Genomic DNA, 11,257 nt, shown 5'->3' on the forward strand with positions numbered 1-11,257 from the left:
CCATGAGCAAGGACAAAACCCCCGACGCCGAGCCCAAGAAGGGTGGCAAGATGAAGAAGATGCTGATGCTGGGTATCGGCGCGACCGCGCTGATCAGCGCCGGCGCCGGTGCGGGCATCTATCTGGGCGGCGGCCTCGCCGGCCATGAAGCGAAACCCGAGGATCATTATCCCAAGCTTGTCGTCCGCAGCGTCGGCGAGGAAGCGGCGGCCGAGGGCGAAGGCGGCGGGGAAGGCAAGGAGCCGGCGCTGAAGGTCGGCACCGTCTCGGTTCCGAACGACCGCTTCAAGGTCGATCCGCGCAAATATGAAATCACCTATTATCCGATGACCGACGCCTTCACGACCAACCTCGCCGACGGATCGGGCTTCCTTCAGGTCGGAATCAGCCTGTCGACCTTTTACGACGGCAAGGTGATCACCAACATCAAGCGCCAGCAGGTGCCGATCCGCTCGGCGGTGCTGATGGTGCTCGCCGAACAGGATCCGGCGCTGCTGTCGACCTCGCAGGGCAAGCAGCAGCTTCAGCGTCAGCTCACCGCCGCGATCAACGACGTGCTGCGCGACAAGGAAGGCTTCGGCGGCATCGACAACGTCTATTTCACCAGCCTGGTGATCCAGTGAGCCTCGAGCCGAAACCCGTCGATGCCTCGGCCAAGCAGGCCGCCGACGCGAAGGCGTCGCTGCTGCTGCGCAAGACCGAGGGCAGCTATGCCTTTCCGGTGCTCGACAGCGTCGGCAACCAGTTCGCGCGCAGCTTGCGCGACCTGATCCGCGCGCTCGGCGCGCCGACGGTGCAGGTCGAGCGCGAGGCCGCGGTGCAGATGCGCTTTACCGACTGGTGCCAGGCGGTCAGCCCCGGCCTCTTCTGGCGTTATCATGCACCGCCGCTCAAGGGGCCGGTGCTGCTCGCGACCGCGCGGCCGCTGCTGCTCCAACTCGTCGACATCTTCTATGGCGGCAAGGGCCAGCTCGCCGGCGAGCGCGAGGAGCTGACCGACGCCGAGGAACGCTTCGCCGCGCGTCTCGGCCGCGACATGGGCCAGCAGCTCGCCGCGGCGTGGAAGATGGGGATCGAACCCGAACTCGACTGCGTGACCAGCGATCCGGTGAAGCTCGCCGCGGTGCGCGGCGACGACGAACTGCTCGTCCAGCGCTTCACGCTGCGCGGCGGCGTGTTCGAGGGGCGGACGATTCTCTGCGCCTATCCGCAGGCGGCGCTGCGCGGAATCGCGGGCGCCGAACCGGTTCCCGAGATGCGCGACGGACCCGCGATCGACCCCGCCTGGACCGCGACGCTGAACCGCGCGCTCAAGACCGTGCGCGTGCCGGTGCGCTCGGTTCTCGCACGCCCCGAAATTTCTTTGGTGAAACTCCTCTCTTTGGAGGTCGGCGATATCATTCCGTTAACCATTCCGCGCAATGTTCCGGTAACCGTCGCCGGCCGCAGTTTCGCGTCCGGCAGCATCGGGGAATCGAATGGCAACGCCGCCATCCTGATTGAGACTGTCGAAAAGGGATCCGACGATGAATGACATGAGCGAAGCCCCCGCGCGGCCCGACCGGCGCGACCGGAGCATTGCGGGCGCGCCCAATTTCGACCTGCTCGCCGGCGTCTCGCTGCGCGTCTCGGTCGAGGTCGGATCGACGTCGATGACGCTCGCCGAACTGCTGTCGCTGTCCGAAGGCAGCGTCGTCGAACTCGACCGCGCCGCGAACGAGCTGCTCGACATCTATGCCAACGGCACGCTGATCGCGAAGGGCGAGATCGTCAGCGTCGAAGGCCGCTACGGCATCCAGATCGCCGAAGTCGTCGCGCCCGCGCAAGGGTTCGCGGGCTTCGAGCGGAGGGGCTGATGCTCGAATATATTCTCCGTCTGCTGATCCTGCTGCCGCTGGTCGGCGGCATGGCGTGGGGCAGCATATGGCTATGGAAGCGCGTCCAGATGGGCGTGCCCCTGACCGGCGGCGCCAAGCAAGCCCGCGCGGTCGAAATGGTCGGCGTGCTGCCGCTTGGCCCCGGCACCAAGCTCGCGGTCGTCGAATTCGCGGGCCAGCAGATATTGCTCTCGGTCTCGCGCGGCCAGGTCACCCGCCTCGCCGACAACAGCCAAGGCGACTTTCATGTCGGCTGAGACAGATTGCGCTGAACTGGCGCCGCTTTCCAAGCCCGTTCGTGCTGAGCTTGTCGAAGCACCGTTCTTTTTTCCTTCGGCGGTTGAAGGAAGGACGGCCCTTCGACAAGCTCAGGGCGAACGGAATATATTGAACTCGCGCTGGCTGCGCCGCGCCGCCCTGATGGGCGGTTTTGCGCTGCTCGCCGCGGCAACGCCGGCCTTCGCGCAGGACGTCGGCGCGAGCGGCATCACGCGCGCGGTGAGCGAGATCGGCGGCGACGGGCGGCCGCTGACGCTGTCGCTGCAGATCCTCCTGTTGATGAGCCTGCTGACGGTGCTGCCGTCGCTGCTCCTGATGATGACCAGCTTCACGCGCATCATCATCGTGCTGTCGATCCTGCGCCACGCGCTCGGGCTCCAGCAGACGCCGCCGAACCAGGTGCTCGTCGGGCTCAGCCTCTTCCTGTCGCTGTTCGTGATGCAGCCGGTGCTGAGCGAGGTGAACCGCGTCGCGATCGAACCTTACGGCCAGGAACAGATCGACATCGGCACCGCGATCAGCCGTTCAGGCGACGCGCTGCACGGCTTCATGATGGCGCAGACGCGCAAGACCGACCTGATGATGTTCGCGAAGATCGCCAAGGCGCCCACCTATGCGAGCCCGAAGGACGTGCCCTTCTCGATCGTGCTCCCCGCCTTCGTCACCAGCGAGCTCAAGACCGCTTTCCAGATCGGCTTCCTGATCTTCCTGCCCTTTCTCGTCATCGACCTGATCGTCGCGTCGGCGCTGATGTCGCTCGGCATGATGATGCTGTCGCCGACGGTGATCTCGATGCCCTTCAAGCTGCTGCTCTTCGTCCTCGTCGACGGCTGGGCGCTGACGATGGGCTCACTTGCCTCTTCATTTGGAACCTAGAAGATGGAAGCCGATTATTTCGTCGGGGTCGCGCAGCAGTCCTTGTGGGTGCTCGCGCTCGCCTCGGCGCCGATCCTGATCCCGATCCTCGTCGTCGGCGTGCTGCTCGGCATGGTGCAGGCGGCGACCTCGATCAACGAACAGACGCTGAGCTTCGTGCCCAAGCTGATCGTCACCGCCGTCTGCCTTGCGATCTTCGGCAGCAGCATCCTGGTGCTGCTCACCGATTTCACGCAGGACATTTTCGCGCAGATTCCGAATCTGGTCCGCTAGCGGCGCGATGAACCCCGCCGACGTCCCGAATATCGAGGCGATGCTCCAGCTCTGGATGCTGGGGATGATCCGGCCCGGCGCCGCCTTTCTGGCCGCGCCGGTGTTCGGCGCCGCGAACGTGCCGGTGCAGCTTCGCCTCGTCATCGCGCTCGCGGTCGGCGTGCCCGCGGTCGCGGCGTCGGGAATGGCGCTGCCCGCGGACGGCATCGTCTCGGTCCCCGGCCTCTTCTTCGTCATCGGCGAGGCGGTGATCGGCCTCGCGATCGGCTTCGTGCTCCAGATGGGGCTCGCCGCCGCGCTGCTCGCGGGCGAGGCGATCAGCAATGCGATGGGCCTCGGCTTCGCGTCGATGGTCGATCCCTTGAGCGGCGCGTCGAGCACCGTCGTCGGTCAGTTCCTGTCGATGCTCGCGACCGCGCTCTTCCTCGCCGCCGACGGCCATCTGATGCTGATCCGGATCATCGTCGACAGCTATCAGGCGCTGCCGCCCGGCAACGCCTTTCCCTCCTTCGCCGCGATCGGCGGCCTGCTTCATTTCGCGAGCCTGATGTTTGCCGCCGGGCTGACGATCGCGCTGCCGGTCGGCTTCGTGCTGATCCTCGTCCAGATGATCATGGGCGTGATCGGCCGTTCGGCCCCGGCGATGAACCTGTTCGCGGTCGGCCTGCCCGCGACTTTGCTCGCGGGCGTCATCCTGCTCGGCATGGCGACCCCGGCGATGGCCGAAACGATCGCCCGCTTCCTCTCCGACGCGCTCGACATGGCCCGCACGATCGCCGCGGGGCGCTGAGCGATGGCGGGGACGAGCGAAAAGGACCAGAAGACCGAGCTTCCAACCCAGAAGAAGCTCAAGGACTCGGCGCGCGAGGGCGACGTGCTGATGTCGAAGGAACTCGCGACCGCGCTGATGATGCTCGCCGGCGCGGGCTGGCTGTTCGCCGCGGGCGGCTGGCTCGTCGATTCGGCGGGCGAGCTCATCAAGCGCGGCCTGACCCTCGACGCCGGCGATATCGCCCATTTCGCCCCCGGCGAGGCGGTGATGCGCAACGGCGTCGAGATATTGCTGCCGCTCGCCAGCCTGTTCGCGCTCGCGATCGGCGCGAGCATCGCCGCGCCCGCGATGCTGGGCTCGCTCGGCTGGCGCGGCAAGGCACTGGGATTCAAGGGCAATCGGATGAACCCCCTGTCGGGGATCAAACGCATCTTCGGGCCGCAGGGCGTCATCGAGCTGGTCAAGTCGCTCGCCAAGGTGCTGCTGCTCGGCACGATCGGCTATCAGCTCGTCGCGCACAGCCTGCCCGCGATCATGTCGATGGCGCAGGCCGACCTCAACGCCGCGATCGGCCTCGCCGGCCGCGCCGTCGGCCATTCGATGCTCGCGATGGCGGGCGGCCTCGTCGTCATCGCGCTGATCGACGTGCCCGCGCAATGGTATCAACGCACCCGCCGCCTGATGATGAGCAAGCAGGAAATCAAAGAGGAAATGCGCGAAGCGGACGGCGCGCCCGAACTCAAACAGGCGCAGCGCCAGCGCGCTCACGAGATATTGAGCGGTTCCGCGCGCAAGGCGGTGTCGGACGCGACCGTCATCCTCACCAACCCGACCCATTTCTCGGTCGCGCTTCGCTATCGCCCCGGTCAGGACGCGGCGCCCGTCGTCGTCGCGCGCGGGCGCGGCGACGTCGCGCTGTCGATCCGCGAACTCGCGCGCACCGCGAACGTGCCGATCCTCGAATATCCGCAGCTCGCCCGCGCCATCTATTTCACCGCGCGCGCCGGACGGACGATTCCCGAGGAATTGTTCGTCGCGGTCGCGACGGTGCTCGCCTTCGTCTTCCAGCTCGAACGCGCGATGGCCGAAGGCCTGGGGCAGCCCGTGGTCGACGTACCGGTCACGCACCGCTTCGACCCCGAGGGGCGGCGACAAAACTGACCCCGGACCGCTTAATCCCTCGCCCGCGCCGCCGTTAAGAGGTGCGAAGGATATTCGCCATGGTCACCTCTATCGCCAATTCGCTCGGCTTCGGATCGGGGCTCGACATCAAGCAGCTGGTTACGGACCTGTCGTCCGCCTCCCGCGACCCGAAGGTCGCGCGGATTTCGACGCTGACGACACAGAACCAGGCGCAGATAAGCGCCGTCGCACAGGCGCGGTCGGACCTCGAGGGCTTCGCCGATTCGCTCCAGCAAATGATCGATGACGGGTCGCTCCGCAGCACGCCGACCGTTTCCGACGACAGCGTGCTGTCGGCGACCGCGCGCGCAGGCCTCAGCGCCGACAGCTTTTCGGCGACCATCGTCGTGAACAGCCTCGCCCGCGCACAGACCGCCTATTCGGGCATCGTCGCCGACAAGAGCGCCGCGATCGGCATCGGCACGATGACGCTGAGCGTCGGGGGCGTGAACAAGACGATCACGATCGATGCGACCAACAACAGCCTCGAAGGCCTTGCGACCGCGATCAATGCCAGCGGCGCCGGGGTCACCGCCTCGATCGTCGCCGACACCGGCGGCAGCCGTATCGTGCTGAAGGGTGCGACGGGCGAAGCGAACGCCTTCACCCTGACCGCCGACGCGGGGGCCGACCCCGCGCTCGCCGCTCTCGGCTATGGCGCGGGCGGCGGCATGACGCTCGGCCAGTCGGCCGCGAACGCGACCTTCACGATCGACGGCATCGCCTACAGCCGCGCCACGAACAGTATCGACGACGTCATTCCCGGCATGGCGCTGACGCTCAAGAAGGCCGCCCCCGGCCAGCCGGTCGACATCGGTGCGAGCCGCCCGCTCGATATGATCCGCCAGACCGTCGGCGATTTTGTGTCGGTCTATAATCAGCTCAAGAAGAGCCTGACCGCCGCCACCGGCATGTCGGGCACCACCAGCTCGCTCCGCTCGCTCGAGCGCGAGCTCAGCGACATGGTCAACAAGGTGCTGACCAGCGGCAGCGGTATCTCGAGACTGTCCGACATCGGCATCTCGTCTGCCAAGGACGGGACGCTTACGCTCGATTCGGCGAAACTGGAAAAGGCGCTGACTGCCGACGCCGGCGCGGTCGAGGCGCTGTTCAGCCCACGCCGCGATGCGACACACACCGCGACCACGGATCCCGGCATCGCCGGCATCCTCGATGCGATCCGCGACAAGGCGGTCGCAAGCGACGGCGCGATCGGCCGCGTGTCGAAATCGCTCGCCGACAAGAGCAGTTCGCTCGCCGAGCAGCTCGAAAAGGTCGAGGAGCGCGAAGCCGCTTACAAGGCGCGGCTCGAAAAGCAGTATAGCGCCCTCGACGTCAAACTGAACGCCTTCAAGGCAACCCAGGCCTATCTTGAGCAACAGATCAAGATGTGGACGAACCAGAACAACGACTGATGACGTCCATGGCCGCTACACCCTCGACCGTCCGCGCGACGGGACTCTATCGCCGTCTGCAACACGAAAGCCGCGCGCTGGCCGCCGATCCGGTCGAACTCGTCACCATGCTCTATGACGAGCTGGAGACGGCGGTCGGGGTGCTCGCCTCGATGGTGCGGCAGGGGCAGCGCATCTCGGCGACCGAACCCGCGCGGCGCGCGCGCACCATCCTGATCGGCCTCGACGCGAACCTCGACCGCGATGCCGGCGGCGACGTCGCCACCGCACTGTCGCGCGTCTATCGCAGCATGCGCCGCAAGCTCGACGACGCGGTCTCGGCCAACAGCGCCGAATCGCTCGACGAGCTGCTGAACGGCATCGTGACGATCAGCTCGGCCTGGCGGCAGCTTCGGTAGAGCGTGGTCAGATCGGGCTGAAACACCTTCTTACTTATCTCGTCATCCCGGCGAAGGCCGGGATCTCGTCGGTGCGTCAGGTCGGGACGGTGAGATCCCGGCCTTCGCCGGGATGACGATTCCTTCTATAATGATCATGTCCCAGAGCTTTCAGACTCGCTGCATTTCCTCCACAAAAGGGTTCGGCACCGGCCCCCTGTTCCGGGCCGCCGATGTGGGGACGGACGGCCGGGAAACAGCGAGCCGGTGCCGAATTCAGCGGCGCCGAAAACTGGTGGGGTAGTCGTCAGGCGGCCTGCTGCTGAACTCCATATTTGCGCATCTTCTCGATCAGCGTCGTCCGCTTCAGCGTCAGCAGGCGCGCGGCTTCGGAGATGATCCCGTCGGCGAGATCGAGGGCGTTGTGAATCTGTTCGAGCTCGATCGTCTCGATCTCGCGCTTGAGGTCGATCGGGCGGCCCGGCGCCGGCATCTTGGCGGGATGCGCGGCGAGATGATCCTCGTCGTCGGCAGGCACCGCAGCGGGGCCGTGCGAGACGACCGGGCGCAGCAGCGGCACCGCAGTGGGATTGAGGAGGATCGCGACATCTTCGGCCCCGAGCGTCTCGCCGCCGTGGAGCACGCTCGCGCGCTCGACGAAATTGCGAAGCTCGCGGACGTTGCCCGGCCATTTGTGCTGCATCAGCACGGCGAGCGCGCCCTCGTCGTAACGGCACTTGGCGTCGGCGGGCATCTTGCGCTGGAAATGGCGGATCAGCGCCGGAATATCCTCGACGCGGGCGGCAAGCGCCGGCACCTGGATGACGACGACGCCGAGGCGAAAGAACAGATCTTCGCGGAATTTGCCGTCGGCGATCGCGTCGCCCAGATCCTGGTGCGTCGCGGAGATCAGGCGGATGTCGACCGGGCGGACCTCGCTGCTGCCGACGCGGACGATCGTCCGGTCCTCGAGCACGCGGAGCAGCTTGACCTGCATGTCGAAGCGCATGTCGCCGATTTCGTCGAGAAACAGGGTGCCGCCGTCGCTCGCCTCGAAGTGGCCGATGCGACGGGCGTGAGCGCCGGTGAAGCTGCCCTTTTCATGGCCGAAGAGTTCGGATTCGATGAGGTCGCTGGGGATGGCGCCGCAGTTGATCGCGGTGAAGGCCTTGTCCGACCGCACGCCTTCGTCGTGGATGGCGCGGGCGACGAGTTCCTTGCCCGATCCCGACGGGCCGCAGAGCAGCACCGAGGCGTTCGAGCGGGCCACCCGCCGGATCATTTCGCGCAGCCGCTCCACCGCCGGGCTGTGCCCGATGATCAGCGTCTCAAGCGCCGACGGCGCCGCCCCCTTGTTCTGCCCCACGGTCATTTTCGTCTCCACCGCGCCCCCCAATCGGCGCTTTCGATGGAGATGGAGATTGAGGAAAATGGTAAACGAAAGATTATCCAAAGGGACTCAACCCTTTGAAAATAAAGAGTTATTGCCAATATGGCAACAACAGGCGCGCAATCACGTTCTTAACGATTGGGGATGCAGCCAAATTGGCACTAATTCCCACCCTCGATCCGCCAGCCGAGCGTGATCGAGATGCGGCGGTTGCGCGGATCGAATCGATCGACGGGGTTATAGGGCTCGCGATCGGCGACCCCTTCGATGCGCGCATAGCGTTCTCCGGCAACGCCGCGATACTCGAGAAAGTTCCGCACGACCTCGGCGCGGTCGACCGACAGGCGCCAATTGTTCATCCCCGCCTTCGCCGACCAGGGCGCGGCATCGGTGTGGCCGCGGATCATCAGCCGGTTCGGCGTCCCGGCGATCGGCCCCGCGATCTCGCTGAACAGTTTCGCGCCCGCCGGAGTGAGCTGGCTGGTGCCCATCACGAACATCGAGAAGTCGGCATCGTCGACGACATCGATCCGCATCCCCTCGGTCGTGACGGTAAAGCGCAGGTTGCGCGCGAGCCGTTTGAGCTCGCCCTTCTTTTGCACGCGCTCCATCATCGACTTGGCGACCTGCGCGAATTTTTCCTTCTCGCGCTCGCGGCCCGCCGCTTCCTTGGGCCCGCCGACGGCATCCTTCGGGATGGTAAGCGAGCGGGTGCCGGTCTGCCCCGCGCGATGCGGATAATTGTCGGCGGAAACGATCGAATCGCCGCCGAACAGGCTGGCGCCGCCGGCGCTCTCCTGCTTCGTCCGCACGATCGTCGGCGCGAAATAGTCGGCGAGCGCCTTGCGCTGCTTCTCGGTCGTCGCGCCGAGCAGCCACATCAGCAGGAAGAAGGCCATCATCGCGGTCACGAAGTCGGCATAGGCAACCTTCCAGGCGCCGCCGTGATGGCCGCCGTGCGCTTCCTCGATCACCTTCTTGACGATGATCGGCCGCACCATGTTCGGACGCGCAGCCATTTAGCGGCCTCGCATTCCGTCGAAGACCTCGGCGAAGCTCGGCTGGTTCAGATGGTCGACCCCCGAGCGCGCGGCCTCGATGACGAGCGGCTGCGGATGGCCGTGGAGCGAGGCGATGATGAGCTGCTTCACGGTGTGATAGATGGCGGCGTCGCTTTCGATCACCGTCTTCGCACGCGCCGCGAACGGCCCGACGAGACCATAGGCGAGGAGCACGCCGAGGAAGGTGCCGACGAGCGCCGAGCCGATCATGGCACCCAGGATCTCGGGCGGCTTGTCGATCGAGCCCATCGTCTTCACGACGCCGAGCACCGCGGCGACGATGCCCAGAGCCGGGAGCGCATCGGCGAGGCTCTGCAGCCCTTCGGCGGGCTTCAGCGCGTGGTGGCGATGGTTCTTCAGCGCATTGTCCATGACGTCCTCGACCGCGTGCGGATCGAGCGTCCCCGACGAGACCACGACGAGGCGCAACGTGTCGCAGATCAGGTGGACAAGCGTGTCGTCCTTCAAAAGCTTGGGATATTGCTGAAAGATCGGTGAGCTTTTCGGCTCCTCGATATGCGGTTCGACCGCGACCGGCCCCTCGGTGCGCATCATCTTCATCAGCGTCGAGACGAGCAGGATGCAGTCGAGATAATCCTGCTTCTTGTAGGCCGGGCCCTTGAACACCTTGCCGAGGCCGCCCGCGAGCGCCTTCAGGTCGGCGCCCGAATTGCCGATGATCAGCGAGCCGACCGCGGCGCCGCCGATGATCAGCATTTCGTGCGGAAGCGCGTGGAGCACCGGCGTGAGATTGCCGCCGGTGAACGCAAACCCCCCGAACACCAGCAGGATCAGAACGACGATGCCGATTACGGGAAACATGCGCGGGCAACTCCATTGGGGGCGAACCCCCGGAAAAATTCAAAGGACGTCTTCATGCTTAACGGCAGCGCGCCGCCGAAGTTGAGCGCGTCAGGTCAAAAGATCGAACAAAGTCTGCCGGTTGATCTTGGCAAAGGCCGCCTGCGCGGCGCCGAGCGTCAGATCCTGGGCGTTCAGCTCAGCGATCGCGGTCTCGAGGTCGGTCTCCTCGATCGACTGGCGCTCGTCGGCGATCTCGATCCCGCGCGCCGACAGCGATTCACCGATGCGTTCGAGCCGGCCGGCCGACAGGCCGAGCGCGGCATTCTGGTCGGCGACATGCCCGATCGCGGCGGTGATGGTGGTCAGCGCGGCGTTCATACCGGGCTTGTCGCCCGCCGTGATCGCGGTCGCCGCGTCGCGCAGGCTGGTCGACAGCGAATTGCCCCCGACGACGAAAGCGGTCGCCGCGGACGGCACCGGCGCGAAGGCGACGTCCGAATCGAAGCGGACGACGCGGGCGTCGCCGGCGGCGAAGAGCGGCTCGCCATTCGCGTCGCGCGTCGCCGCGAAAGCGTCGATCTCGTCGGCCAGCGCACCCAGTTCGGCGGCGATCGTCGCGCGGTCGCTCGGACTCGCCGTGTCGCTCGCCGCCGACAGCGTCAGCTCGTTCGCGCGCGCGAGCAGGTCGCTCACCGACTTGAGCACGCCATCGGCCTGCGCGGTCTGCGCCGTCGCTGACTTGATGTTCGCCTGCCAGCTCGTCATGCTCGCCTGCGTCGTGCCGATCGTCAGGACGCGGCGCGCGGCGACGGGATCGTCCGACATACGCTGCATCCTCAGGCCGGTCGAAATCTGGATCTGCGTGCGCTCGAGCGCATCGGCGAGCTTCGACTGGCGCGCGATCTCGCGCGTCATGCGATTGCCTACGGCGTTAATCATCCTTCGCCTCCC

14 protein-coding genes are annotated in these 11,257 nt (G+C 66.2%); 10 read left to right on the forward strand and 4 right to left on the reverse strand.

Translation table 11 applies throughout. The features are described 5' to 3' along the window. Positions 1-2: 2 nt before the first annotated feature. The 10 genes from ACVENA_RS18150 (at position 3) to ACVENA_RS18195 (ending at position 7,072) form a co-directional block, all read left to right on the forward strand. The gene (locus ACVENA_RS18150; protein ID WP_449326528.1) at positions 3-623 is read left to right on the forward strand and encodes a flagellar basal body-associated FliL family protein; all 621 of its coding nucleotides are present in this window, start codon (positions 3-5) and stop codon (positions 621-623) included. Then, positions 620-1,534: a flagellar motor switch protein FliM gene (locus ACVENA_RS18155; protein ID WP_449326529.1), complete on the forward strand. Its 915-nt coding sequence runs from the start codon at positions 620-622 to the stop codon at positions 1,532-1,534. The genes ACVENA_RS18150 and ACVENA_RS18155 overlap by 4 nt, the downstream gene beginning before the upstream one ends. Beyond that, positions 1,527-1,856, forward strand: coding sequence for a flagellar motor switch protein FliN (fliN, locus tag ACVENA_RS18160; RefSeq protein WP_257545781.1), 330 nt, complete (start codon positions 1,527-1,529; stop codon positions 1,854-1,856). The genes ACVENA_RS18155 and fliN overlap by 8 nt, the downstream gene beginning before the upstream one ends. After that, positions 1,856-2,134, forward strand: coding sequence for a flagellar biosynthetic protein FliO (locus tag ACVENA_RS18165; protein WP_257545783.1), 279 nt, complete (start codon positions 1,856-1,858; stop codon positions 2,132-2,134). Before fliN ends, ACVENA_RS18165 begins: the two co-directional genes overlap by 1 nt. Positions 2,135-2,297: 163 nt before the next feature. After that, complete coding sequence (fliP, locus tag ACVENA_RS18170) at positions 2,298-3,032, forward strand: flagellar type III secretion system pore protein FliP (protein WP_374046570.1); 735 nt, start codon at positions 2,298-2,300, stop codon at positions 3,030-3,032. 3 nt (positions 3,033-3,035) lie between these two features. Continuing rightward, entirely contained in the window at positions 3,036-3,305 is a 270-nt protein-coding gene (locus tag ACVENA_RS18175; RefSeq protein ID WP_257545787.1) for a flagellar biosynthetic protein FliQ, read from the forward strand. 7 nt (positions 3,306-3,312) lie between these two features. Beyond that, positions 3,313-4,095, forward strand: coding sequence for a flagellar biosynthetic protein FliR (gene fliR / locus ACVENA_RS18180; RefSeq protein ID WP_449326530.1), 783 nt, complete (start codon positions 3,313-3,315; stop codon positions 4,093-4,095). A 3-nt stretch (positions 4,096-4,098) separates the two neighbouring features. Beyond that, positions 4,099-5,238: a flagellar type III secretion system protein FlhB gene (gene flhB, locus ACVENA_RS18185; protein ID WP_257545792.1), complete on the forward strand. Its 1,140-nt coding sequence runs from the start codon at positions 4,099-4,101 to the stop codon at positions 5,236-5,238. A 59-nt stretch (positions 5,239-5,297) separates the two neighbouring features. Continuing rightward, the gene (gene fliD / locus ACVENA_RS18190) at positions 5,298-6,674 is read left to right on the forward strand and encodes a flagellar filament capping protein FliD (protein WP_257545794.1); all 1,377 of its coding nucleotides are present in this window, start codon (positions 5,298-5,300) and stop codon (positions 6,672-6,674) included. Between the two features lie 8 nt (positions 6,675-6,682). Continuing rightward, positions 6,683-7,072, forward strand: coding sequence for a flagellar export chaperone FliS (locus ACVENA_RS18195; protein ID WP_449326531.1), 390 nt, complete (start codon positions 6,683-6,685; stop codon positions 7,070-7,072). A gap of 286 nt (positions 7,073-7,358) precedes the next feature. On the opposite strand, the gene ACVENA_RS18200 is transcribed toward ACVENA_RS18195, so the two are convergent. From ACVENA_RS18200 to ACVENA_RS18215, 4 genes are all read right to left on the reverse strand, one after another. Beyond that, positions 7,359-8,423 (reverse strand): sigma-54 interaction domain-containing protein, encoded by a 1,065-nt coding sequence (locus ACVENA_RS18200; protein WP_257545798.1) that lies wholly within the window; start codon positions 8,421-8,423, stop codon positions 7,359-7,361. 179 nt (positions 8,424-8,602) lie between these two features. Then, positions 8,603-9,460 (reverse strand): flagellar motor protein MotB, encoded by an 858-nt coding sequence (locus tag ACVENA_RS18205; protein ID WP_257545800.1) that lies wholly within the window; start codon positions 9,458-9,460, stop codon positions 8,603-8,605. Beyond that, the gene (gene motA, locus ACVENA_RS18210; RefSeq protein WP_257545802.1) at positions 9,461-10,324 is read right to left on the reverse strand and encodes a flagellar motor stator protein MotA; all 864 of its coding nucleotides are present in this window, start codon (positions 10,322-10,324) and stop codon (positions 9,461-9,463) included. Positions 10,325-10,414: 90 nt separating this feature from the next. Then, complete coding sequence (locus tag ACVENA_RS18215; protein ID WP_257545804.1) at positions 10,415-11,245, reverse strand: flagellin; 831 nt, start codon at positions 11,243-11,245, stop codon at positions 10,415-10,417. Between the last annotated feature and the right edge of the window lie 12 nt (positions 11,246-11,257).

This window comes from Sphingopyxis sp. 550A (assembly GCF_053569535.1).